This window comes from Clostridium sp. NkU-1 (genome assembly GCA_001312405.1).
Genome location: BBDR01000004.1, coordinates 330,232 through 354,294, shown reverse-complemented (window position 1 = coordinate 354,294; position 24,063 = coordinate 330,232). Strand labels below are relative to the sequence as shown.

Genomic DNA, 24,063 nt, shown 5'->3' with positions numbered 1-24,063 from the left:
TTCTGTCGTTCCTCAAAGCTTTTGGCGGCGCTTTTTTAAAGCCCCGCCAGGTAAACTCTTGTAAATATTTATTTTACTTCCACAGTCCAGCCTTCCGGTCCTTCTATCTTTCCCAGCTGGATGCCGGTAATGGCATCATAAAGCTTCTGGGTCAGTTCTCCGATCCTTCCGCCTCCCACAGCCATTCTCTCTTCCTCGAACCGCAGCTCACCAACCGGGGATATAACGGCCGCCGTTCCTGTGCCAAAGCATTCTTCCATTGCTCCGGATCTTGCCGCCGCGACCACTTCATCGACCGAAACCTTCCGTTCTTCAACAGCCACTCCCCATTTTTTACACATGGCAATAACAGAATCCCTGGTAACACCTGGAAGGATGCTTCCGTTTAACTCCGGTGTAATGACCACGCCGTTGATCTTAAAGAAGATGTTCATTGCCCCTACCTCTTCGATATATTTCCGGTGAACGCCGTCAAGCCATAACACCTGGGAATATCCCTCGTCATGGGCCTTTACCTGGGAAGCCAGGGAAGCAACATAATTCCCCCCGGTCTTTGCCTCGCCGATGCCGCCCTTTACTGCTCTCACATATTCATCCTCGATCCATATCTTGACCGGATCAAGGCCGCTGGCATAATAAGCCCCAACAGGAGATAAAATGATCATGAATTTGTAGGTATTGGAAGGCCTGACCCCAAGGAAGGGATCGGTGGCAATCACAAAAGGCCTGATATAAAGGGAGGTTCCCGGTTTTGTGGGGATCCAGTCCTGATCCACGCTTACAACTGTTTTTAATCCTTCTAAAAACAAATCTTCCGGGATTTCCGGGATACAAAGCCTGCGGTTGCTTCTGTTGGCACGTTCAATATTCTTATCCGGACGGAACAATAAAACCCGGCCTTCCTCTGTCTTGTATGCCTTTAAGCCCTCAAACATCTCCTGTCCGTAATGGAATACCATGGAAGAAGGGTCCAGTTCCAGCTTATGATATGGTACGACCCTGGGATCATACCAGCCTTTTCCCTCTTCATAGTCCACCTCGAACATGTGATCCGTAAATATGGTTCCAAATGTCAACGGATTATCTTTGCCTGGTTTTTCTTTCGGGCAAGTTGTTTTTTCGATTCTGATTGTCTGCATGTGATACTCTTCCTTTCCCTTACCGGCATATCTGTCAGTTTTTATAATTTATCTATCATTATCTTCCAAAAAGGGGTGACTGTCAAGAAATTTCAGCCTTCTTTACTCTACCGAAATGGAATCAAAACCATAACTTTGGGTTATATGGCGGGGAAGTTCCATTCTTACCGTCTTCATGGGGTTTACTGTCTGGCAGATTGCAAGGTCCCCGGTCATGGTAAGCAGCATGCCTGCCTCTTCATAATCCATGCCCACCTTCTCCTTCATGAATTCATACATCTGTCTGGCAGCCGCCCGCCAGGCCTCCTCCACCTGTTCCCTGGATGCAATGGTAATAAGCTTATCCTCTGTTTCGATCATTGGATAGGGAACACAGTTTTTATTCCTTACAACGTTCACCCGTACTGCAGCCCGTCCTTCTATTTCCAGACCGCAATCCTCCACTTCTCCGTCTCCCATAACAGTGTGAAAATCTCCCATGGACAAAAGAGCTCCCTCCACAAATACAGGAAGATAAAGGGTTGCTCCCTTTTTAATCTGGGTACAATCCATATTTCCGCCGTGATCCATGGGGGTAATGGTGGAAACGCCCTCGCCTGCCGGTGCCACCCCGATGACGCCGATCATGGGCTTTACCGGAATTTTGACCTTTTCATTGAAATAGGCATATCCTCCCCTTACAGGCACCCGCTTTAATACTTTCCTGGGGAATTCCTCCTTTTCGCTTCCGCTTCCAGGCCCAAGCATGACAATTCCCACAGGGCCCATCTCAATATCCAGAATATCGATTTTCAGCATATCTCCCGGCATCGCCCCTTCAATATAGAGGGGCCCTGTTGCCGGATTCCCCGGCTTCCTTATCACATTTTCAAAGGTCGCCTCTTCCGGAAGAAACTGGTTCGTGAAACAGTCATAGGTCTCAAACGTCACGATCTCTCCTGCCCTGACCTTGCCGCAGGGCGGATTCTCCTTTGAAAGTACCGTTGTAATATAATCTCTGGTTATGGTTTTCATACTCTTCTCCTTTTATCTTGGCTCAAAGCAAATCTTAAATCTTTAAAACTGAATTTTTCATTTAGTTCTTCCAGCAATAATTTTTGAAGCGGCGAAAGAACTGCAATATCAAATATAATATAATTATACATTATGCTCCTCCGCTATTAAGACAAGCTTATTCCTTTACTGGATAATCATCTACATGTGCATACCAAATTGCAGATTTGTAATACGCTAATTATACCATTAATTTCTATATAATGTATATTCAAATAAATATCCGTTTTCTTTCCTTGAAATCAAAGGTTTTTGTATAAAAAGGGCTGCATTCCATTGAACCATAAAATTCAGCATCGATTTATATGCCGTCTGACTTTTCTCTTTTTTCACTTAGCTCCGGTCATATGGCAGCTAACAATTCTGTCAAGATCCTTGTTACAAGAACTTGCCCGGCTTCTGGCTGCATGCTATGATTGAAACAGATATTTACTTAAGGAGGAGGACCCCATATGAAAATCAGCCGGATTGGCGGTATCATTGCAGCCGCCAGCAAAAAAAGATGCAGAACCGTTACTGCAGATCGGGACAATCCCCATAATAAAACGCATTGTTATATCCTTTCAGCAGGCAGGCATTTTTCCCATTGTAGTCGTAACCGGAGCCGAGGAGGATGAAGTAAAATACCAGTTGTCCAGTTATGGTGTGATCTTTATCCGCAACGAGAACTGTGAGCAGCCGGAGCTTATTGACTCCGTAAAAATAGGCCTGAAATATTTACTGGGAAAATGTGACCGGATGGTTTTTACACCGGTGAATGTTCCCATGTTCACACCTGTTACTTTAAACAGCCTGCTGGCCGCCCAGGGGGATATTATAACGCCTTCCTGCAATGGCAAAGGCGGGCACCCCATTGTTCTTTCTGAGGCAGTTGTTCCCGAGATCATTGCCTACTCAGGAATCGGAGGCTTAAAGGCGGCCATTTCTTCCATGCTGACCGCCGCATCTTTCTTCCGGTCAATGACCCCGGCATCTTTATCAGCGTGCGGGACTGCCGGCAGTTAGAGGCCCACCTGGCAGAACACAACCGGGCACTTCTCCATCCAACGGTTCAGCTAAACCTCCAAAGGGAATCTGTTTTCTTTAATACAAGAATCAAGCTTCTTCTGTATCTGATCCTTGACACCCATTCCGTCCGCATGGCCTGTGACCGCATGGCCTTGTCCTACGGCAAGGCCTGGGATATGTTAAACAAACTGGAGGCAGAAACAGGATATCCCATTGCAGAGCGGAAGCACGGAGGCAAACGGGGCGGAAACACCACTCTGACCCCCCAGGGCCTCCAATTCTTAAGGACCTGGCAGAAACTGGAAGATAACATATTTCAGTTTACGCAAAAGGAATTTTCCGCCATGTTCCGTGACAGCGGATTATTCCGGTAAAGCAAGTGCTTCCCAGGAAGCATTTGAAACATTCATACCCCCCTTTTATAATGACATTATAAAACATAGTGTTGTTATAAAGGGGGTGATTTTTTATGCTTGGAGCCAGTTCTGCCTGCGGCCTTATACTGGCCGCAGGGTTATCCAGCCGCATGGGGGATTTTAAGCCGCTGATGCCCTTTAAGGGAAAGACCCTGATTGAAAGCACCATTGACAGCATGCTGGCAGCCGGAGTGAAACAGATCGTAATCGTTCTTGGTTACCGGGGAAATGATATTGAGTCAGTTCTTCGCCTTCGTTATGGGAAAGAAATCATTTATGCCCGCAATCCTCACTTTGAAACTACCGATATGCTGGTCTCCATAAAATGTGGTCTTCGCTCCATGCCGCATTGCAAAGCTTTTTTTTCTGCTTCCAGGTGACATGCCGGTTGTTAAAAAAAATACATTCCTCAAACTCTTAAAAGCCCGGCCGGACGACCGGCCTTCTGTCCTCTTTCCCACTCTGGGGGCTACCGGAAACACCCTCCCCTGATCGATTACAGATTCCGTGATATGATACTGGAATTTGAAGGAGATGGTGGTCTGAGACAGATATGGAAACAGCAGGAGGAATCCATCATCCACGTACCCGTGGATGATGACGGCGTATGGATGGATCTGGATACCATGGAAGATTATGAAGTCTGCATCAGCCGGTTTTGTCCGGCCAAAATTTAAAAGGAGGTAATGAAACAATGGAAAACATCAGTCAGCCAGTAATTAAAAAAAGATCATGAATCAAAGATGACGGGCCGCTCTGTTTATGTAGGAGACTATGAAAATGATGGGGTTTTAGTAGGAAAAATGCTTCGTTCCAAGGTTGCCCGCGCAAGGCTTTCCCATGTAAATGTGCCACCGCTTCCCGATGGCTATTTTTACGTCGATAAGTCTGATGTCCCTGGTGACAACAATGTGAACATCGTCATGGATGATACGCCTGTTTATGCCCGGGAAACGGTAGAATACATCGGAGAACCCATCGCTATGGTAGTGGGGCCGGAAGAAGCGGTGGTGGACCGCATTCTGTCTGAGATCCAGGTTTCCTATGAAGAACTGGAACCTGTCCTGGATCTTGGCAATGCGGATACCGTTTTCTTTGACTACGAATATGGCAAAGGAGATATGGAGAAGGCCTTTGCTGAAGCTGATAAGGTCTATGAAGAAGAATTCACCACCGGTTATCAGGACCAGACCTATCTGGAAACCCAGGGAATGATGGCGGAACCTGAGGAAAACGGAAAAATGTTCATCCACGGCTCTCTCCAATGTGCCTATTACGTGCACGGAGCCATAATGCGGGCCCTTGGCTGCGGACCGGATCAGGTACATATCAAACAGGATGTGACCGGCGGAGGTTTCGGCGGAAAAGAGGCATTTCCGTCAATCCTCGGTTGTCAGGTAGCCGTAGCTGCCAGAAAGGCCGGTGCTCCCGTCCGCTGCATCTTTGACCGCCGGGAGGATTTGGAGTTTACCTCCAAGCGCCACCCTTCCCTCTGCAGATACAAGGTCGCCTTAAAGGATGGCAAAGTGACCGCCATGGATATTGATGTAAAATTCAACAGCGGCGCTTACACCACCCTTTCTGCCGTGGTGCTTCAGCGGGGTATTATCTGCTCAAATGGAATCTATAACATTGAGAACCTCCACGTAAGAGGAAGGGCCTTAAAAACCAATACCACTCCTACAGGGGCTTATCGGGGCTTCGGAGCTCCCCAGACATTTTTTGCAATTGAAATGATGATGGACCACATTGCAATGGATCTCGGAATCGACAGCCTGGAATTTAAGGAAAAGCACATGGTTAAACAGGGGGACTCCACTTCCACCTCCGGAAAATACCATTTTCCTGTACCCATTCCTTCCATGATCGAAGAGATCGACCAGGCATGTGATTTCCGCAGAAAACACCGGGAATATGCAAAGCCGCAGTCAGGGCGGTACCGCAGAGGGATAGGCATTTCCATGCATTTTCATGGCGCAGGATTTACCGGTTCCGGAGAACGGGACATCATTAAGGCCGTATGCAGGCTTCACAAATATCCTGATGGCACGGTGGAAATTCTGGCTCCAATGGAGAGATCGGCCAGGGACTGCGTACAACCTTTCCCAAAATTGTTGCAAGGGAATTAAATCTTCCTCTTGATAAGGTCTATTACGATCATCCGGATACTGCCCGTGTACCGGACTCAGGCCCTACCGTTGCCTCCCGCTCCCTCATGGTGGTAGGGGAACTGCTTCGCCGCTGCGCGATCAAGCTGCGCACCCAGTGGAAGGACGGAGAAGATCAGATCGTAGAGGAACGGTTTAAAGAACCTGATTTTGTCATTCCCTTCTACCTGGATAAATTCCAGGGCGATGCTTATCCAACCTATGCCTGGGGTGTCAATGCTGTGGAAGTGGAGGTGGATACCTATACAGGGCTGACTAAGATCCTTGGGGCTTACGGCAATTTTGATGTAGGAACTCCCATTGACTATAACATTGTCATGGGACAGATGGAAGGCGGATTCCTTCAGGGGATCGGTTATGCTTCTACCGAATTTATGGATTACGATCAAAAAGGAAGAATTCGGAACAATTCCTTCTCTGATTATTTAATACCCACTTCCGCCGATGTGACAAACCTGACATGTATGCTCCATGTGGAAAAATATCCTGACGGACCGTACGGAGCCAAAGGGGCCGGAGAACTGCCTCTGGTAGGGGTTCCTGCCGCTTATGTTGAGGCTGTGGAGCAGGCCCTGGGGCATGGAGTCAAGCTGAATCACGCCCCATTTACCGCAGAGGATACCATGAAAGTAATTATGAAGGAGGGGTTATAATGGAAGCAATTAATTTTCTGTTAAACGGAAAGGAAACTGCCTATGACGGCAGTGCCGCTGACCGTCTTCTGGATGTGTTAAGAGATGACTTCCGTATGACCAGTGTCAAATGCGGATGCAAGGAAGGAGAATGCGGTGCCTGTTCCGTCCTGATGAACGGAATACTGGTCAACTCCTGCTGTGTCGCTATGGGAGCTGTGGAAGGTGCCAGTATTGTCACTTTGGAAGGATTACGGGAAACCGAACGGTTCGCCGTATTAAATAAAGCCTTTGCCGGTACATCGGCGGTACAGTGCGGCTTCTGTATTCCAGGAATGGTCATGGCGGCTGAGGCCCTTTTAAGTAAGATTCCTCATCCCACGGACAGCCAGATACGGGAAGGCCTGTCCGGAAACCTGTGCCGCTGCACCGGATACAATGCCATCGTAAATGCAATTCATATGGCTGCAAAGGAGGGAAATGGATTATGGTAAATGGTTACAGACCGGCTTCCTTACAGGAAGCACTGGAAATAAAGAAAACTACAGATGCCGTTCCCTATGCAGGCGGCACAGACCTTATGGTAGAAAACAGAAAAGAAGTCTCCTATCTTTTCTTAAACGGATTGGATGAATTAAGGCACATCCGAAGATGAGGACTATATTTCCATCGGTTCCTGTGTCACATTTACAGAGGCACTGGAATCTGACCTTATCCCCCCGCTTATGAAAGAAGCTGTAGCAAAAATTGCTGCCCCCGCGATCCGGAATACAGGAACCTTTGGCGGTAACATCGGAAACGGATCTGCCAAAGCAGACTCCGTGCTGATTCTATTTGTCTGCAGTGCAAAAATACGTCTTGCCTCCGTCTGCGGACAGCGGACCGTAAACGTTGAAGACTTTTATCAGGGAAGAAAAAAAGCTGGATTTAAAGCCAGAGGAGCTGATCGTGGAGATACTCCTCCCCAAACGTGGCCTGGATCATTATTATTATAAAAAAAGTCGGCGGGCGAAACGCTCTTGCCATCTCCCGCGTTTCATTTGCAGGACTTATGACTTTAGAGAATGGACGGATCAAGCAAATGGCTGCCGCATTCGGCGCAGTATCCGATACGGTTCTCCGTTTTCAGGATTTAGAAGCCAGACTTTCCGGAAAAACCCTGAAAGAAGCCAGCGCTTTAAAAGAAGAACTGCTGTCTGCTTACGGGGAGCGCCTTGTATTGACCAGAGGCCGTGTATCTGCAGAATACCGAAAAGCAGTCTGTATGAACCTGCTTAAGGATTTCTTAGAAGAAAAAGGCATTTAGCCGAAAGGAGTTTACACATGTACATATTACACATCAATGGGCGGAACTACGAAACGCCCCACGACAAAAAGCTGCTTCGCTTTTTACGTGATGACCTTCATCTGACCGCTACAAAGGATGGCTGCAGCGAAGGCGCCTGCGGAACCTGTACGGTTCTTATTGACGGAAAAAAAGGTCAAGGCCTGTGTCCCTAAAATCAGCACATTGGAGGGAAAAAACATTCTTACCGTAGAAGGAATTGACCCGGAAGAAATGAAGATTTATGAACACTGCTTTGCAGAGGCCGGTGCGGTTCAATGCGGTTTCTGTATTCCAGGAATGGTCATTTCCGCCAAAAGCCTTCTTGATACCAATCTCACTCCTACAAGAGCTGGAGTTAAAAAGGCAATCAAGGGCAATTTATGCCGCTGTACCGGTTATAAAAAGATTGAAGATGCCATTCTTCTTGCTGCCGACTTTTTCAGAGAAAAACTGGAGATCCCCCTTCCGCCTGCTGCCCTTCACATGAACGAGCACTTTAAGCGCATTGATGCTGCAGAAAAAGTAAATGGAACCGGAATCTTTGCCGATGATATGTATCTGCCTGGCATGCTGTATTCCAAGTGCCTGTATTCCAAGTATCCAAGAGCCATGATCAACCGGATCGATGTGTCAAAAGCGCTGGAGCACCCGGACTGTGTGGAAATCCTGACGAAAAAGGATGTGCCATGTAATAAGATCGGCCACATTAAGCAGGACTGGGATGTTCTCATGGGTGAAGGAGATATCACCCGCTACGTTGGAAATGCCCTGGCAGTCATTGCGTCGACCCGTGCAGAAGCCCTGGAAGAAATCCTGGCTCTCATTGACGTTGATTATACCGAGCTTCCTGCCATCACCAGCCTTATGAGGCTTTAAAGGGAGATGCTCCTCTCATTCATGAAGACGGCAACATCATGAGCCGTGCAAACCTTATACGGGGTAATGCAGATGAAGCCATTAAGAATTCAAAATATGTGGTAACAAGAAAATACAAAACCTCCTGGCAGGAGCACGGTTTCATGGAGCCGGAGTGCTGCGTGGCACTTCCTGAAGGGGAAGACGGCCTTCTGATTTATACTACCAGCCAGTCTATTTATGACGTCCAGAGAGAATGTGCCCAGATGCTGGGCCTTCCAAAAGAAAAGGTTCATTGCCATGCACCTTTAGTAGGCGGCGGCTTCGGCGGCAAGGAGGATATGTCGGTACAGCAGTATGCTGCCTTAATGGCCTGGTATACCAAAAAACCTATTAAGATCAAATACAGCCGTCAGGAATCCTTAAATTACCATGTAAAGCGCCATCCCATGGAAATGGAATTCACCACAGCCTGTGACGAAAACGGACGCCTGACTGCATGAAGGGTGTAATCATTGCCGATACGGGAGCCTATGCTTCTTTAGGAGGCCCAGTGCTCCACCGCGCCTGCACCCACGCAGCCGGCCCTTATAACTATCAGAACATTGATATCTTTGGTATGTCAGTTTATACCAACAACGTAGTTTCCGGCGCTTTCCGCGGTTTTGGCGTAACCCAGAGCTGCTTTGCAACGGAAATGAATATCAACCTGCTGGCAGAAATGGCCGGTCTGGATCCCTGGGAAATCCGAAGACGGAATGCCATCAAGCCAGGTGATATCCTTCCAAACGGACAGACTGCTGACCCCAATACCAATATGGAAGCCTGTCTTGATGCTGTAAAGGATATTTATTATTCCAATCCATATGCCGGAATTGCCTGCGGCTTTAAAAATGCCGGAACCGGAATGGGTAAAATGGATGTAGGCCGTGTCCTTCTTTCCATTGAGCAGGGAAAGGTTCACATCCGTACCTCTGCCTCCTGTATGGGCCAGGGAATCGGCCAAATGGCTTTAACCGAAATCTGTCATGCATCCGGACTTGATCCTGCCCTTTTTATCTTTGAAGCGGCAGATACCATACGGACACCTAACTCCGGAACCTCCACTGCTTCCCGCCAGACGGTTGTCACAGGGGAAGCAGCCCGCAGAGCCGGCGAAAAGCTGAAATGCGCCTTAAACAGCGGAAACAGCCTGGCTGACCTGGAAGGACAGGAATTCTTCGGAGAATATTCTGCACAAACAGATCCTCTGGGAGCCATCAAGGATAATCCTGTGAGCCACGTATCTTATTCCTATGGAACTCAGGTAATTATTTTAAATGAAGAAGGAAAAATCACCAAGGCAGTATCTGCCTTTGATGTGGGAACTCCAGTAAACATTCAATCGGTAGAAGGCCAGATTGAAGGCGGTATGATCATGGGAATCGGTTACGGTGTTACAGAAGAGTTTAAATGTGAAAACGGTTATCCTGTCAGTAAATTCGGAACCATAGGATTTATGAGAGCAGACGAGGCACCTGAACTGGAAGTTATTCTCTGCCAGCCAACGGAAGAGGATAAACTGCCTTATTCCTTTGGTGCCAAAGGATGCGGGGAATTGTGCATGATCCCCACCTCTCCCGCCTGTGCTCACGCTTACTACAGGCTGGATGGAGTATTCAGACAGAGCCTGCCGTTAAAGGGCACGTATTACAGAAAGAAATAATTGGATCTTTGAAAAACCTCCCCGCTATGAGAGTCGGATACAGATTCTCGCAGCGGGGAGGTTTTTCTATTATTGCGTTTTTTACTATTGAAGCAGCAGTTTCGCATAAAAAGCGGTCTGATTCTGGTTGACCATGATCTTAGCAGCGGTCTGAAGCTTTTCCAACGCTTCCTGGCCTGATTTCATGGTTTGAACAGCAGGTTCCATGGAATTGCCTGCATTTATATAGGACATGCCGCAGGGTATGGTTGTGGTAACCAGTTTGGCGGTTTCATAGCAGTCCCTCAAATATCGTCCAAGACTTTCTCCGGACAGTCCTTTTGTATTTCCCTGGATGAAGCAGCCACGTATGGATAGGAATCGCAATTTTCTGGCTTCTGCGGATAATTGGGATAATTCCTCTACCGGGAACCCCGGCAGTTTTCCATTGTCATATGCTTCTGGAATCACGGCAATTCCTACCACTTCCAGATGTCCCGGAGCCAGATATCCGGCTGCCGCTTCATTGATAAGCTCCATTTCTTTTAAACTGGAGACAACGAACCTGCATGTTCCAATGGCCGCTTTTATGGCCTCCGGCTCTTTATTAGGAGCCGGGAAATAAATGTCGTTCTTATCCATTCCGGCCAGAGAGGCCAGACGGACCGTTCCGCAGTCTTCCGCCTCCAATGCCCAGCCCTTCTTTATCAGATACTTTACAGTGTCTGTATTCACTTCCCCTTTATAGAGATACTGAAATCCGGGAAGCAGTTCTAAAACGGATTCAGCCTTTTCCATTCGATCATTCATATGAGTCTTCTCCTTATCCATTCCTATTACTTTCAGGATAACCGATCTGAGTCATATTTCAAGTTCTTTTTCCATAGATATCGATGCATAGAAGAATCCTCTGGAGCGCAGGCATCTGCTGCCGCGGATTCTGCCAGGAACTGCACATCCTAAGAGCGCCCCATTAAACTGTCTGTTAAAGCTTTGTGATATCCATGGTGTATACCGCTCCCCCATAAGTATAATAGCTTTTCAGATCCACTTCATGAAGAACTCCGTCAATCTTCACCTCAGCCGGAATATCCCGTTTTATATACTCCAGACACATACGGTTCCTGATGCAGTAATCTTCCAGGTGAGAGAAAAACTCTTCTTTTGTGCGGGGCTTTTCATTTAAGTCAATGACCAGGGTACGCCCTCCCTTTGTCATATTCAACTGGTTGGCAGTGAGCTTTGCGTAAAGGTAATTAAGCGCCCACCTTCCAAAAAGAACAGCAGCATCCGATAAAATCATGTATCTTAAATAATCCGGAAGAAATTGAGCAAGGACCAATAAGAGGATCATCAAAATTTCATACCAGTATACAAAAGCCATTCCCCTAAGCCAGCTTAAATCCATTTCCGGAAGCCGTTTAAAGAGCTGCAGCAGGCAGCCTGCTGCAAGATAGATAAGAAATATAAGGCCCAGGCGGTCCATGACGATCTCCAGCCCTTGTTTTCCGGAACAGAGCCAAAGTCCCACTAATGCACCGGCAAACAAGATCGTTCCCAGATCGGCCCCGGAAATCAGAATTTCCCAAAAAGCTTCTCGTTTCCCCTCATTTTTATTCATAATGCCTCACCTCCAAAATCCTGTCTTTTACCTCTTTTAAATATTTCCTGGAAATATAAGTTACCTGGGAATTTAACAGGGAAACCTTCATAAGCCATTCAGCATGGGGGTATAGTTCCTTACCTTATCTATGTTCATGATCACAGACTTGGATATCCGGATAAAATTAGACGGAAGAAGCCGTTCCAGCTCATAAAGCCTCTTATTCAGCTCATAAGTTTCCTGTTCTGTATGAACCACCTGCTTTTCATTTACCGTTTCAATTAAATAAATTTCAAGACTTGGAACCCGGCAGATCTTTTCTCCCTTCTGACACATGAGCATTACCGACCGGAATAAATCCTGTTCCAGATATTCCACAAGACGGTCCACTGTATCATCCCGCTCATGAATGTACAGATCCGCAGATTCTTCCGACTCACGGATGATTGTTTTAATATTGACTTTCATACTGTTTCCTCCTGTCTGCAAATTCATCATATCACATTTAAATCCGTATTCACAGGGTTTATGGGTAAGCGGCCGGTTTTAAACGGTAAGAAGCATTGGGCTTGATTCATAGGACGCAATTTCCCTTGAATCAAAAAACAGGGTATTTTGCTTCCGCCCTTGCGGCATGCAGCAAAATACCCTGTTTTTCTATTCCCAAAGCACAACCTCACCCAAAGCAAGGGATTCCTGTACTTTAATGATTCTCTGATTGGCTGACCCTCTAAAACGCAGCTTTAAATCCTTTTTTTCCACTTCAAACTTACCGTCTACCAGAACATCCAGACAGTCTAAAATCCGCCTTGTCTCTGAAAGCTTTCCAGCCATGTCAGCCAGGATATCCTTTTCAAAATCGTAACCGGTGTAGCACCAGATTGTCTTTTCCGGAAAACGTTCCTTTACCTTCTCCACCAAAGACAGGATGCCCCTCTGATTTTTCGGATCCATGGGCTCTCCGCCCAGAAGACTTAAGCCGGCAATGTAGGCATGGTCTAAATATTCCAATATCTTTGATTGGGTTTCCGGCCCATATTCCTGGCCGTAATGAAAATCCCAGGCCTCGAAATTAAAGCACTCCCTGCAGCGGTGGGTGCATCCGCTGACAAACAAAGATACCCTGACTCCCGGGCCATTGGCTACATCCGTAGGTTTTATGGTCGCATAATTCATGGCACACCTCCTACAGATGAAGGACCCTGGATTTTATCTCTTTTGTCTTTCCGGTATTCCAGAAATTCTCTCCCAGATAGCCGCAGGTTCTTCTGGTCACATTCATCCGCCTCTTATCCTTGTTATGACACTGAGGGCATTCCCATTCCATGTCGTCATTGATGATGATCTCACCGTCAAAACCACATTCCTGGCAATAGTCTGATTTGGTATTAAACTCCGCATACTGGATGTTATCGTAAATAAATCTCACCACTTCTTCCATTGCCTCCAGATTGTTCTGCATGTTTGGAACCTCTACATAAGATATGGATCCGCCGGAGGATATTTTCTGGAACTGGCTTTCAAAGGAAAATTTGCTGAACGCATCAATGGACTCCCGTACATCAACGTGATAAGAGTTGGTGTAATATCCCTTGTCCGTCACATCAGGTATGTTTCCGAATCGCTCCCTGTCAATTTTGGCAAACCGGTAGCAGAGAGATTCTGCCGGTGTTCCGTATAAGCCAAAGCCAAGGCCGGTCTGCTTTTTCCACTGATCCACAACCTCCCGCATGTGATTCATGACACGAAGAGCAAACTCCTCTCCTTCCGGAGTTGTCTGGCTTACCCCCTTCATGAGCTTTGTCATCTCATAAAGGCCGATGTATCCCAGGGATATGGTAGAATAGCCGTTGTGAAGCAGCGGGTCGATCTTTTCTCCCTTTTTAAGCCTTGCAATGGCGCCATACTGCCAGTGAATCGGGCTTACATCAGAAAGGGTGCCTTCCAGGGACTTATGCCTGCACATCAGGGCCTCATAGCACAGATTCAGACGTTCTTCCAAAATCTTCCAGAAGGTATCTTCATCTCCCTTTGCAAGGATACCGATCTGCGGCAGGTTAAGACTTACCACTCCCTGATTAAATCTTCCCTCAAACTTGTAGTTGCCATTCTCATCCTTCCATGTAGACAGGAAGCTCCGGCAGCCCATGCAGCTGAATACATTCCCTTCGTAATTTTCCCTCATTTTCTTAGCAGAAATATAATCCGGATACATGCGTTTTGAAGAGCATTTCACTGCCAGCTTTGTTATGTAATCATATCTTCCGCCCTTTAAGCAGTTATTCTCATCTAAAACATAAATCAGTTTAGGAAATGCAGGAGTAACATAGACACCAGCTTCGTTCTTGATCCCCTCAAGCCTCTGGCGGAGGACTTCCTCCACGATCAGGGCATTTTCCTTTAAGTATTCGTCGTTATCATCAAGGCATAAGAACAGGGTCACAAATGGGGCCTGGCCGTTGGTCGTCATTAAGGTGTTGATCTGATACTGAATGGTCTGCACCCCGGATTTCAGCTCATCCCTCAGACGGACGGCAGCCATTTTTTCCACCATCTCAGGAGTAACCGTATCCCCGAATTCTTCACGGATCTGTTTGTGGAATTTATCATTGCTTTTTCTTAAATATTTTCCCAAATGCCGGATATCTACGGACTGGCCGCCATACTGATTGCTGGCAACAGCAGCGATGATCTGGGTCATGACAGTACATGCCACCTGAAAGCTCTTAGGACTCTCAATCATCTTTTCGTTCATTACGGTGCCGTTATCCAGCATATCACCGATATTGATCAGACAGCAGTTGAAAATCGGCTGAACGAAATAATCCGCATCATGGAAATGAATGGATCCCTGGTCATGGGCAAGAGAAATCCGTTCCGGAAGCAGCATCCTTCTGGTTAAGTCTCTGGACACCTCTCCTGCGATGTAATCTCTCTGAGTAGATGCCAGAATGGTATTCTTGTTGGAGTTTTCCTCTGCCAGCTCCTTGTTCTCATTCTTAATCAGCTTTAAGATGGACTCATCAGTTGTGTTTGCCTTCCGAAGCAAGGCCCTCTGGTAACGGTAAATGATGTATTTTTTTGGAAAGCGTATATTTGTTCTTATTTACCAGACTGCTTTCGATCATGTCCTGAATGGCTTCCACACTGATCACGCCATCGTATTCTCTCTCCACATGATCCAGGATTGCATCAATCATTTCCTCCCCGGCCCGTTCAGAAACTTCCACCTCTGCATTGGCTTTCCGAATGGCTGTAATGATTTTTTTCCCTGTCATACTCCACAACTCTGCCATCACGTTTTTGAACTTTAATCATCCCTGTCACCTTAACCTCTTCTATATTTTGTACCTTTGAAATTTGAATCACTATATATAGTGCCTATCTCATTATACACTACAAATAAAAAAAGTAAAGGGGATTTTTTTCCACCTTAGCGGATAAAATTTGTCCTGGGAATTTCTTCCCGGGCAGGAAGGCTGATTCCTGCGGCTTTTCCCACTTCCAGACATTTTAAAAGCCATGCCATATTTTTTCCGAGAGTTCTCATGGTGTGAAGTCCCTCCAAATCCTGCTCCACATCCTGAGGCGTAAATCCGTGAACCATGTTCCAGTAAGAGGATGAAACCACCGGCATCTGGGCAATGGTAAAATATTTGTTCAAAACATCGAGAGAAGCTGTGGTTCCTGCCCTGCGGGCGGAAACAACCGCCGCACCCGGCTTATAAGCAAAGTTTCTTCCCGCGTAAAATAAGCGGTCCAGGAAGGAAAGCACTGTGCCGTTGGGGGAAGCATAGTGAACCGGGGAACCTACAACCAGCCCTGACGCTGTTTCCATCTTCTCCAGCACCTGATTAACCATGTCATAAGTAAATACGCACCTTCCAGTTTCCGAGCATTTCTGGCAGGCAATACAGCCATGGACAGACTGGCTCCCGACATGAAGAATTTCTGTTTCTATGCCTTCCTCATTCAAAGCCCATTCCACCTCAAGAAGGGCGCGGTTGGTACAGCCTCTCTCATGAGGGCTTCCATTTAACATTAATACTTTCATCACTCATCCATCCTTTCATTTAAATTCTCTAAATATCCAAAAGCCCCAACAGATCCTCTTTGGTCAGATTGCTTAAGGACACGGTTCCCTCTGTAATAATCTGTTCTGCCAAATCCTTCTTGGATTCCTGAAGCTTTAAAATATTTTCCTCAATCGTACCTTTTGTGATCAGCTTGAATACGCTTACCTGCTTTTCCTGGCCGATCCGGTGGGCCCGGTCCGTAGCCTGGTTCTGAGCTGCCACATTCCACCATGGATCAAAGTGTATGACCACGTCTGCCGCAGTCAGGTTAAGTCCTGTTCCGCCTGCCTTTAAGGAAATAAGGAACAGGGGGATCCCATCATCTTTAAAAGAATTTACCATATGGAGCCTATCCTCTTTGGGAGTTGCTCCGGTCAGCATGTAGTAAGGAACCGCTTCTTTTTTTCAGCCTTTTTGCAATTACATCCAGCATGGAAGTAAATTGGGAAAAGAGCAGGATTTTATGTCCTCCCTCTACTCCGTTCCGGATCAGGTCAATGCAGGTTTCCAGCTTTGCCGATCCACCTTTGTAATTTTCATAACATAACTGAGGATCGCAGCAGATCTGCCGGAGTCTGGTAAGGGCCGCAAGAATCTGGATGTTATCCCTTCCAGACTTGTCTCCCAGACTTTCAAGCTCCTGCTTTAAGCGGAATGCGTTTGCCGTATACAACTCCCTCTGTTCCTTATCAAAAGCGGAATAAACAATCGTTTCCAGCTTATCAGGCAGTTCTTTTAAAACGTCTTTCTTAAGCCGCCTTAAAAGGAAGGGGCCGATCAGGCGTTGAAGTCCCTCCAGCGCCATTTTTTCCTGGTCCCTGACAATGGGCAGTTCATACTCCTTTTTAAACTTCCGGTAGGTGAAGAGAAATCCCGGCATCAGAAAATCGAAAATGCTCCACAGCTCTGACAGACGGTTTTCAATAGGAGTACCGGTTAAGGCAAACCGGTTCCCTGCATCAATGCTCTTTACCGCTCTTGCACTCTGGGTGGACGCATTTTTGATGTACTGGGCCTCATCAATGATCTGAAAGCGGAAAGACTTGTCCTTATAAAAATCTATATCCCGTTTTAATAAATCATAGGAAGTAATCAGCACATCTTTTTCATCCGTATGCATTAACAGCTCTTCCCGTTCTCCTGCCTGGCCAGTGATTGTCATGACTTTAAGAGAAGGGGCAAAGATATGAAATTCATTCTCCCAGTTGTATACAAGGGATGCCGGGCAAACCACAAGGGAGGTGGTATGTTCCTTTTTTTCCTGCTTCGTCAAGGAGCAGGGTTATGACCTGAAGGGTCTTTCCAAGACCCATATCGTCGGCCAGGATTCCACCAAAGCCGTAGCTGTCCAAGGTCTTAAGCCAGCGGTATCCTGTCTTTTGATATCCTCTCAGCACGTGGCGGAGAGACTGGGGAATCTCAAAATCACTGTCCTCTACAGACTTCATCCCCCGGACCACCGCTTTATAAAGCTGGTCCCGGTAAAGGGTTATGCCATTTCCCTCTTTCAGGATGCTGTCCAGATAAAGAGCCCTGTATTTGGGAAGGCGGAAAGACTTGTTTAACATATCAGGGTCAGCGGACAACCCTTCTATCAGCTTTGCAACGGTCATAAGACCGTTGTCATCAAGACTTATAAATTCTCCGCTTTTTAAACGGTAATATTTCTTTTTCTGGCTGTACACCTCCAAAAGCCTGCTTAAGTCCTCTCCTGACAGCCCGTCCGTATCCACGTCCAGTTCCAGCCAGTTCCCCACGCTCCTGACCCCAATGGATACCTTGGGGGAGGAAGAATTTTTATCTTTTTAAAGGATTCAGAAAAATAAACCTCGCCCAATGCCATGAACTCACTCATCCCTGACGTAAGTAACCGGTATACCGCTTCCTCGTCATCCCGAATGGCCGGATATTCTGATTCATATTCCTTATATTTAAAATACCGGGTGATCAGGCGGCTGATTCGGAACTCTCCCGGTATATCCCGGCACACGGTACGGGGCAGGCGCTCGTCCTCTACGGGCTGAAAAGAATAATCCCCATAGGAAAGGGTCGGTTTTAAAATCAGCCCGCCCTGGCCGTCAGAATCAAAATCAAACCTTGCCTTCAGCTCTTCCGGCTTATAAGATTCCAGATCCACTTCTTTGGAATCAATGGTGCAGTAAGCTGCAATCCTCTTTAAAACCCGTTCATAAAAAAGAGGCATATCCTTGTTATTGATTTCCGTTTCATAGGAGTTTAAACCTTCCATCATCTGCCCCAGAAATACGGAAAGAGCCTCGCTGCAGGACTGGTCACAGCAGTATAAGTGTTTCGTGTCTGCAAGATATAAACGGTGTTCCCCTTCAAAGGCCAAAAGCTCCTGGTCAATGGACACCAATACTCCATCCCGGCCCTGGCGCTTTACCGTAACCTTTAAGTCCGGGTTGCGGTCCACGATCGCAAGCTGCCGCTTTTTGCCCTTGTAATCCTCAAATTCCAGGGTTTCTCCCATCATGATTCCAAAAAAACGGTCCCGGTTTGCACGGCTTAAATTTAAAAACCGCAGAACTGGCTTTGTGGAAAAGGAACTTTTCTGGAACTGTTCATAATGCTCACAATACGCATTCACAATCTCCTGTACAAATTCCAGAAGGGGACGGCTTTCTTTGGCAAAGGCAGAAGGTGTGTGATGGAATGCCAGATTTTTGCCGTATTCCACATAGGTGCCATTTTCCACCGCATTTGCAAAAGCAGCCAGATCCTTCACCATGTAAAGCCGGTCCCTTCCCAGCTTAAACTCCAGCTTCACTTCCCTTCGGCTGACCAGGAGGGATACCGAAAGCTTTACCTGCTCCTCTTCTCCCTCGCTCATGATCCGGGACACCTCCCGATTGGTATATTCCCGGATCATGGCTCTTGCCTGCTGGGAAGTGGTCACCGGCCTTCCATGGTTTGATTCCTGTTCTTTATACGCATCAAACAGAACTTTACAATGAGGACATATGCCAAGGTAGGAATTTCCCTGGGCACAGGAACAAGAGTAGTCAAAGACCTGACTACCCTTGATATGCAGATTTGCCTTATATTCCTTTCCCTGATCCTCCACCAGGCACTGACACCTGATTCGCCTTTCCAGAAGGTATTTGTCGTCAAGTGTGATACTTTCATAGTTTCTCACATCCGTTCACCATTTACATTCGTTCCGGCGCCTCAATTCCAAGTACGCCAATGCATGCATTTAATACATCCTTGGTAAGCCTGATTAAGCGGATCCAGGATGCCTGCCGTTTTTTTATCCTCTTCGGATATGATCTTGGTATCATGGTAAAAGCGGTTAAATGCATTGGCAAGTTCATAAATGTACTGGCATATTTTATGGGGTGCAAGCTCCGTAAAGCCTGTTTCCATGATTTCATTGTATCTGGAAAGCTGGAGCATCAGATCTTTTTCCGCCTCTGATGCGGCTGCAAGAATCCGTTCCTCACCCTGATATTTGTCCTCAAGGCCCTGATATTTTGCAAGAATGGACTTAATTCTTACGATGGTATAAAGGATGTAAGGGCCGGTATTTCCTTCAAAGGATACGAAACGGTCCATGTCAAACACATAGTCCTTGGATGCCTGATTGGAAAGATCCCCATACTTTAAGGCTGCCATTCCTACGATCTTAGATGTTTCTTCCGCCTCTTTCTCAGAAACGGTACGGTTCTCCATGATCTTTTCGTAAGCTGCCTGGCTGATATCCGATATCAGGGTCTCCAGACGCATGACTCCCCCATCCCTTGTCTTAAAAGGCTTTCCGTCTTTTCCGTTCATGGTTCCGAAGCAAAGATGGGACATTTTCTTATCCAGTGATACAAAGCCGGCCTTTTTTGCCACACGGAACACCTGGATAAAGTGCAGTTCCTGACGTTTATCCGTAATATAGATATACCAGTCAGGTTTTATCTCTTTCTCACGCTCAATGATGGTTCCAAGATCGGAAGTGGAATAAAGGGCCGCACCGTCCGACTTTCTTACAATACAGGGAGGAAGCTCTTTGGTATCCCCCTCTTCCCCTATATCCACAACAAGAGCTCCCTGGCTTTCATAAGCAAGGCCCTTGTCTTCCAGTTCCTTAATCAAACCGGCAATATAAGGTTCTGCATCGCTTTCTCCTTTCCATAAATCAAAGGAAACATTGAGATTTCCGTAATTTTTCTTTAAATCGGAAACAGAAACTTCTATTATATGCTGCCAGATGGCACGGTAAGGCCGGAAACCATTTTGCAGCTTTAAAGTGGCGTCATGCGCTCTTGCGCTGAATTCTTCATTTGATTTGGCTTTTGAACTGGCCGCCGGGTATATCTCTTCCAGCTCACTGATGGTAAAAGGTGCTTCCTTTGGATACTCCCCTTTATAGGATTGGTCAAAATAAGGAAGCTCCGGCTTTCTGTCCTTAAGCTCCTCAATAATCAGCCCCATCTGAAGGCCCCAGTCTCCCAGGTGAACATCTCCAATGACCTGATGGCCAAGAAAACGGCCCATTCTCTTAATGCTTTCCCCGATAATGGCGGAACGGAGATGGCCCACGTGCAAAGGCTTTGCCACATTGGCTCCGCCGTAATCCACCACAATTGTCATGGGATTTTCTGCTCTTTCACAGCCGCACTGTTCTTCGTCAGACATGCCGTTCATATATTCTGCCAGATAATCGGAGTCAAGCTTTAAATTGATAAATCCCGGCATCACTGCATCCACTGCAGAAAATACCTGACTTCCCGTAAGCTTTGCCACCACTTCGGCTGCAATGTCAAAAGGTTTCTTTTTATAAGCCTTAGCTGCTGCCATGGCTCCGTTACACTGGTATTCGCAAAGGTCCGGACGATTGGATAAGGTTACCTTTGCATAAGCCTCATCATATCCGCAGTCCGCAAATGCTGCCTTCATCTCTGCTGTAATCAAATCAAGAATCTTCTTCATCAGTTCCTGGTCTCCTTTTTTTATTCCAGATATTTCTACGCTAAATATTAATTATATTACAAGTAATCTTAAAAATCAAATTCTTTTCCCTTTTCTTTTCCAAAACTGTACTGCTCCATGATCTTTAGCCACCTGGCCAGGAAAGGGGGATCCGGTAATAAAATAAGCGCCTTTTTAAGTTAAGAGGATCGCACAATCCTTATCTTTTCCCAAAAAGGTGCTTTCTTTTTACTATTTTATAATATTTACCTTTTACGCTTGCAATATTCTCTTATTGCATTCCCCGCAGCATTTCTGGCAATGGCGGGCCAGAGCTTCCCATCTCACATATATTCCAGCTCCTCCAGATATTTCACCCCTTTTATTCCGCTCATTTTCTGAATCGCTTCTATATGATTCACCGGCATATCCATCTTCACCCAAAAGGTGGCGCCCACATAGTCCGTATAGCCTTCTCTGGAGTTAACTTCCAGATCATCCAGCTGGCAGCCCATTTCCCGGAGCTGCTGGATAAAATTCCCCATGGACTCCATAGTTTTAAACTCTGCAAAGAAATGGATGTGGTTGGAGCGCAGGCATAAGTAACGGTCGATTTTTTGCATCAGGGACATGATGAGCAGCAGGAATATACCGGTCAGCACAGAACCCATATAAAAGCCGGCCCCTACTGCAAGGCCAAGGCAGGCTGACGCCCAAAGTCCTGCAGCGGTGGTCAGTCCCTTGACCTGCTTGGAGGTAATGATGATGGTGCCTGCACCCAGAAAGCCGATCCCGCTGATCACCTGGGCGCCCAGACGAGCCGGATCGCCGGTCTGGTAGCGCTCCACCAGGTACTCTCCCGTGATCATCACCAGGCCGATGCCAGGCAGACGATCATATAGGTACGCAGGCCTGCGGGCCTGCGCTTTCTTCCCCGCTCAAATCCAAGAATTCCTCCCAGCATTACCGCAAGGGTCAGACGCGTCAGCACAGATACCAGATTTATGCTTTCAAATATATCCCCGTTAGGCATCAATATTCCCCCTTCCTATATATGAAATCATATATTTACGATTATTCCCATTTAAGCTCCATCCCGTCCCAGGCCGCCCGGATTCCCGCTTCCCCAAGCCTTTGTTCCAGCTCCTGATGGCTCATATTGCAGTTATGGGAAAAATGGGTTGCAGCGATCACGGTGGAGGGGGCCAGACAGCCTGCTTCCTCCAAAGATTTTACAACAGCAAGATTTTCTTCTATTCCCATATGAAAACCGCCGTGATATTTGCTGTCACCGAAGGTACAATCCAGGCTGACAAGAGAAAGCCTCTTTCCTTTCAGGAAATCATAAGCTTCTGGTCCCAAAAGACCTGTGTCATTGGCATAGAGGATCCTGGTTTCTCCCTCTTCTATCAGATAAATAAAGCACATTTCCCTGGGATCATGGTTTGCCGGAATGGGAATGACCGTCAGTTCCTCAACCCTGATTTCCGTAAACGGCTGGGCAGGAAGAAATACCACGGACGGATCCTCCTCCTTTCCGAATTCCTCCTTAAAGCTTTCCCTGCCCATGCGGCGGACCTTGGAGTTTCCATAGACTGCCAATGGTTTCTCATCACGGATGCAGCAGTAATTGGCGCTGCTGCGGCGTGTCAGTTCTTCGCCGTCAAAATGGTCGCTGTGGGAGTGAGTGACGCAGACTGCTTTTACCTTCCACAAATCCAGCTCATAACGAAGCTTGTGGAAATACAGGTCAGGAGAAATATCCAGGAGAAGCTTGCCATTAATAAGGGCGCTGGACCTGGTACGGATGTCCTTCCCTTTCTGCTTTGATGCCCTCCTGCAGGTTTCGCACTGGCAGAAAACGGCGGGAATCCCTTCCGCCGCTCCTGTACCTAAATACCGGATCTCCATCAGGAATCTCCCCCCGTTCTTTTTTTCCACATCTGCGTCCTGGCGGTTCCATCCACCGGATCAGTTTTCATATCCAGCCATTGGCAGACCGAAGGCAGAATATCAATGATTCCCATGGTCTCCACCCGGACAGGTGCCACGTCTTCTCCCCATGCAAACATCATGGTCTGGTAATCGGCTCCATCGGGAAGATACCCGTGTACCCCCTGGTAATGGCTGTCCACGATCCCTTCCTCATCCGCAGCTTCTTCATATCCGGACTCAAAGTAATAGCCATCCTTTGCTTCAAGAACCAGATCCGCTTCTTTGCCGCAGCCCAGATTCTCAAAATCCTTTTTCTCCATTACCCGGCTTACCCCCCTGTTTGCGGCAAAGGCTTCCTTTATCCTGGCGGTTACAGCCTCTCTGTCGCCGCCCTTTATGTAGATATAAGCCATTCCGTCGCCGGAGTCTAAGTAAGCCCTGTAGCTGGTAAGTCTTTGATTTTCATAAGTGCAGCAGCCCAGACGTTCCAGAACCATGTTACCGTGAATGGCATAGGACACCTGCTTTTGGGAATGGTCACCTGTGAACAGGAGCGTCACATCCTCATCACTGCACTGCTTTGCATAATCCATGAGCTGCCCCACAAATCTGTCGTACTCCTTCAGATAATACTGGCATTTTCTGGAATAGATCCCGTAGGTATGCTTGGCATCGTCCAGGCCATAAATATGAAGCATGGCAATATCAAAATCATACCGGTTCACAGCGTCCAGGAATCGGTCCATCATGGACATATCCAGATTGGGCTGTTTTCCAAGAAACCATGCCTTGGGAAGTTCCCTGTCTGACAAAAGCGTCCTCATGGCAAAGCGTGGAGTCCCGTACTTGCAGAGCACTTTCATCTGGCTCATAAAGCTGTCCATATTCCAGACCTTGGGCTTGACCGGAGACATTTCCGGCATGGAATAGGACATTTTCGCTCCTGCACTGACCGGCCAGGACATGCTCATCACCCGTTTTCCGTTCTCTGCAGCATAGTCCCATATGGCCCTGCGCTTTAAGCTGGAGGCGTAAAAATTCCATTTATGAATCCGGGCAAAAGGCTCCAGCACATAATTGTTCACGATTCCGTGGGAGGAAGGACGGCAGCCTGTGGCAATGCTGGCATGGCTGGGAAACGTAAGGGATGGGTACACGGAATGCACATGAGTGCAATAAGCTCCCTCTTTCATGATCCTGGAAAAATGAGGCAAGGTTTTACATATTCTAAATCCGTACAGGACAAG

Annotated in this window: 21 protein-coding genes and 6 pseudogenes; 10 read left to right on the top strand and 17 right to left on the bottom strand. The window is 47.1% G+C overall.

Going from position 1 to position 24,063, the window contains the following annotated elements; translation table 11 throughout:
• Positions 1-68: 68 nt before the first annotated feature.
• The 3 genes from JCM10519_RS09340 to JCM10519_RS28330 form a co-directional block, all read right to left on the bottom strand.
• On the bottom strand, positions 69-1,139 hold the full coding sequence (locus JCM10519_RS09340; protein WP_054738762.1) for a branched-chain amino acid aminotransferase: 1,071 nt from the start codon (positions 1,137-1,139) through the stop codon (positions 69-71).
• Between the two features lie 102 nt (positions 1,140-1,241).
• Positions 1,242-2,153, bottom strand: a complete 912-nt coding sequence (locus tag JCM10519_RS09335; protein ID WP_054738761.1) for an acetamidase/formamidase family protein — start codon at positions 2,151-2,153, stop codon at positions 1,242-1,244.
• On the bottom strand, positions 2,150-2,284 hold the full coding sequence (locus JCM10519_RS28330; RefSeq protein ID WP_347843666.1) for a hypothetical protein: 135 nt from the start codon (positions 2,282-2,284) through the stop codon (positions 2,150-2,152). Before JCM10519_RS28330 ends, JCM10519_RS09335 begins: the two co-directional genes overlap by 4 nt.
• A gap of 388 nt (positions 2,285-2,672) precedes the next feature.
• On the opposite strand from JCM10519_RS28330, the gene JCM10519_RS09330 reads away from it, so the two are divergent.
• The 10 genes and pseudogenes from JCM10519_RS09330 to xdh all read left to right on the top strand — a co-directional run bounded on the left by JCM10519_RS09330 (position 2,673) and on the right by xdh (position 10,303).
• On the top strand, positions 2,673-3,197 hold the full coding sequence (locus tag JCM10519_RS09330) for an NTP transferase domain-containing protein (protein ID WP_347843665.1): 525 nt from the start codon (positions 2,673-2,675) through the stop codon (positions 3,195-3,197).
• Complete coding sequence (locus JCM10519_RS09325; protein ID WP_054738757.1) at positions 3,176-3,574, top strand: LysR family transcriptional regulator; 399 nt, start codon at positions 3,176-3,178, stop codon at positions 3,572-3,574. The genes JCM10519_RS09330 and JCM10519_RS09325 overlap by 22 nt, the downstream gene beginning before the upstream one ends.
• 95 nt (positions 3,575-3,669) lie before the next feature.
• A complete protein-coding gene (locus tag JCM10519_RS28325) occupies positions 3,670-3,996 on the top strand; it encodes an NTP transferase domain-containing protein (RefSeq protein WP_347843664.1) in 327 nt (108 codons plus the stop codon).
• A 132-nt stretch (positions 3,997-4,128) separates the two neighbouring features.
• Entirely contained in the window at positions 4,129-4,293 is a 165-nt protein-coding gene (locus JCM10519_RS28320) for a hypothetical protein (protein ID WP_347843663.1), read from the top strand.
• Between the two features lie 66 nt (positions 4,294-4,359).
• Positions 4,360-6,437 (top strand): annotated as a pseudogene (locus JCM10519_RS09315) (xanthine dehydrogenase family protein molybdopterin-binding subunit).
• Positions 6,437-6,910, top strand: a complete 474-nt coding sequence (locus JCM10519_RS09310) for a 2Fe-2S iron-sulfur cluster-binding protein (protein WP_054738754.1) — start codon at positions 6,437-6,439, stop codon at positions 6,908-6,910. Before JCM10519_RS09315 ends, JCM10519_RS09310 begins: the two are co-directional and overlap by 1 nt.
• Positions 6,904-7,071, top strand: a complete 168-nt coding sequence (locus JCM10519_RS28315) for an FAD binding domain-containing protein (protein ID WP_347843662.1) — start codon at positions 6,904-6,906, stop codon at positions 7,069-7,071. The genes JCM10519_RS09310 and JCM10519_RS28315 overlap by 7 nt, the downstream gene beginning before the upstream one ends.
• Before the next feature lie 7 nt (positions 7,072-7,078).
• Positions 7,079-7,411: an FAD binding domain-containing protein gene (locus JCM10519_RS28310; protein ID WP_347843702.1), complete on the top strand. Its 333-nt coding sequence runs from the start codon at positions 7,079-7,081 to the stop codon at positions 7,409-7,411.
• Positions 7,387-7,722: a hypothetical protein gene (locus JCM10519_RS28305; protein ID WP_347843661.1), complete on the top strand. Its 336-nt coding sequence runs from the start codon at positions 7,387-7,389 to the stop codon at positions 7,720-7,722. The genes JCM10519_RS28310 and JCM10519_RS28305 overlap by 25 nt, the downstream gene beginning before the upstream one ends.
• A 17-nt stretch (positions 7,723-7,739) precedes the next feature.
• Positions 7,740-10,303: pseudogene (xdh, locus tag JCM10519_RS09300) on the top strand (selenium-dependent xanthine dehydrogenase).
• Between the two features lie 84 nt (positions 10,304-10,387).
• On the opposite strand, the gene JCM10519_RS09295 reads toward xdh, so the two are convergent.
• From JCM10519_RS09295 to JCM10519_RS09245, 14 genes and pseudogenes are all read right to left on the bottom strand, one after another.
• The gene (locus JCM10519_RS09295; RefSeq protein ID WP_054738753.1) at positions 10,388-11,092 is read right to left on the bottom strand and encodes a hypothetical protein; all 705 of its coding nucleotides are present in this window, start codon (positions 11,090-11,092) and stop codon (positions 10,388-10,390) included.
• Positions 11,093-11,267: 175 nt separating this feature from the next.
• On the bottom strand, positions 11,268-11,903 hold the full coding sequence (locus tag JCM10519_RS09290) for a DUF4318 domain-containing protein (protein WP_054738751.1): 636 nt from the start codon (positions 11,901-11,903) through the stop codon (positions 11,268-11,270).
• An 87-nt stretch (positions 11,904-11,990) separates the two neighbouring features.
• Entirely contained in the window at positions 11,991-12,353 is a 363-nt protein-coding gene (locus tag JCM10519_RS09285) for a LytTR family DNA-binding domain-containing protein (protein WP_347843660.1), read from the bottom strand.
• A 189-nt stretch (positions 12,354-12,542) separates the two neighbouring features.
• Entirely contained in the window at positions 12,543-13,061 is a 519-nt protein-coding gene (gene nrdG / locus JCM10519_RS09280; RefSeq protein WP_054738749.1) for an anaerobic ribonucleoside-triphosphate reductase activating protein, read from the bottom strand.
• Positions 13,062-13,071: 10 nt separating this feature from the next.
• Positions 13,072-15,203 (bottom strand): annotated as a pseudogene (gene nrdD, locus JCM10519_RS09275) (anaerobic ribonucleoside-triphosphate reductase).
• 115 nt (positions 15,204-15,318) lie between these two features.
• Entirely contained in the window at positions 15,319-15,939 is a 621-nt protein-coding gene (locus JCM10519_RS09270; RefSeq protein ID WP_054738747.1) for an NAD(P)H-dependent oxidoreductase, read from the bottom strand.
• A gap of 28 nt (positions 15,940-15,967) precedes the next feature.
• Entirely contained in the window at positions 15,968-16,303 is a 336-nt protein-coding gene (locus tag JCM10519_RS28300; protein WP_347843659.1) for a C-terminal helicase domain-containing protein, read from the bottom strand.
• Between the two features lie 7 nt (positions 16,304-16,310).
• Positions 16,311-17,195, bottom strand: coding sequence for an SNF2-related protein (locus JCM10519_RS28295; protein WP_347843658.1), 885 nt, complete (start codon positions 17,193-17,195; stop codon positions 16,311-16,313).
• A complete protein-coding gene (locus tag JCM10519_RS28290; protein WP_347843701.1) occupies positions 17,155-17,409 on the bottom strand; it encodes an SNF2-related protein in 255 nt (84 codons plus the stop codon). The genes JCM10519_RS28295 and JCM10519_RS28290 overlap by 41 nt, the downstream gene beginning before the upstream one ends.
• Before the next feature lie 24 nt (positions 17,410-17,433).
• Positions 17,434-18,452: pseudogene (locus tag JCM10519_RS28285) on the bottom strand (SNF2 helicase associated domain-containing protein); the annotation flags it as partial.
• A 679-nt stretch (positions 18,453-19,131) separates the two neighbouring features.
• Positions 19,132-20,902 (bottom strand): annotated as a pseudogene (gene argS / locus JCM10519_RS09260) (arginine--tRNA ligase).
• A gap of 323 nt (positions 20,903-21,225) precedes the next feature.
• A pseudogene (locus tag JCM10519_RS09255) lies at positions 21,226-21,845 on the bottom strand (MgtC/SapB family protein).
• Positions 21,846-21,955: 110 nt separating this feature from the next.
• Positions 21,956-22,822 carry an MBL fold metallo-hydrolase gene (locus tag JCM10519_RS09250; RefSeq protein ID WP_347843657.1) on the bottom strand — a complete coding sequence of 289 codons (867 nt, stop codon included), beginning with the start codon at positions 22,820-22,822 and terminating at the stop codon, positions 21,956-21,958.
• Positions 22,792-24,042: an ectonucleotide pyrophosphatase/phosphodiesterase gene (locus tag JCM10519_RS09245; protein WP_347843700.1), complete on the bottom strand. Its 1,251-nt coding sequence runs from the start codon at positions 24,040-24,042 to the stop codon at positions 22,792-22,794. The genes JCM10519_RS09250 and JCM10519_RS09245 overlap by 31 nt, the downstream gene beginning before the upstream one ends.
• Between the last annotated feature and the right edge of the window lie 21 nt (positions 24,043-24,063).

Coding starts and splice junctions, on each gene's coding strand:
- JCM10519_RS09340 (WP_054738762.1), bottom strand. CDS start 1,139: ATGCAGACAATCAGAATCGAAAAAACAACTTGCCCGAAAGAAAAACCA.
- JCM10519_RS09335 (WP_054738761.1), bottom strand. CDS start 2,153: ATGAAAACCATAACCAGAGATTATATTACAACGGTACTTTCAAAGGAG.
- JCM10519_RS28330 (WP_347843666.1), bottom strand. CDS start 2,284: ATGTATAATTATATTATATTTGATATTGCAGTTCTTTCGCCGCTTCAA.
- JCM10519_RS28325 (WP_347843664.1), top strand. CDS start 3,670: ATGCTTGGAGCCAGTTCTGCCTGCGGCCTTATACTGGCCGCAGGGTTA.
- JCM10519_RS28320 (WP_347843663.1), top strand. CDS start 4,129: ATGATACTGGAATTTGAAGGAGATGGTGGTCTGAGACAGATATGGAAA.
- JCM10519_RS09310 (WP_054738754.1), top strand. CDS start 6,437: ATGGAAGCAATTAATTTTCTGTTAAACGGAAAGGAAACTGCCTATGAC.
- JCM10519_RS28315 (WP_347843662.1), top strand. CDS start 6,904: ATGGTAAATGGTTACAGACCGGCTTCCTTACAGGAAGCACTGGAAATA.
- JCM10519_RS09295 (WP_054738753.1), bottom strand. CDS start 11,092: ATGAATGATCGAATGGAAAAGGCTGAATCCGTTTTAGAACTGCTTCCC.
- JCM10519_RS09290 (WP_054738751.1), bottom strand. CDS start 11,903: ATGAATAAAAATGAGGGGAAACGAGAAGCTTTTTGGGAAATTCTGATT.
- JCM10519_RS09285 (WP_347843660.1), bottom strand. CDS start 12,353: ATGAAAGTCAATATTAAAACAATCATCCGTGAGTCGGAAGAATCTGCG.
- nrdG (WP_054738749.1), bottom strand. CDS start 13,061: ATGAATTATGCGACCATAAAACCTACGGATGTAGCCAATGGCCCGGGA.
- JCM10519_RS09270 (WP_054738747.1), bottom strand. CDS start 15,939: ATGAAAGTATTAATGTTAAATGGAAGCCCTCATGAGAGAGGCTGTACC.
- JCM10519_RS28300 (WP_347843659.1), bottom strand. CDS start 16,303: ATGGTAAATTCTTTTAAAGATGATGGGATCCCCCTGTTCCTTATTTCC.
- JCM10519_RS28290 (WP_347843701.1), bottom strand. CDS start 17,409: ATGAAGTCTGTAGAGGACAGTGATTTTGAGATTCCCCAGTCTCTCCGC.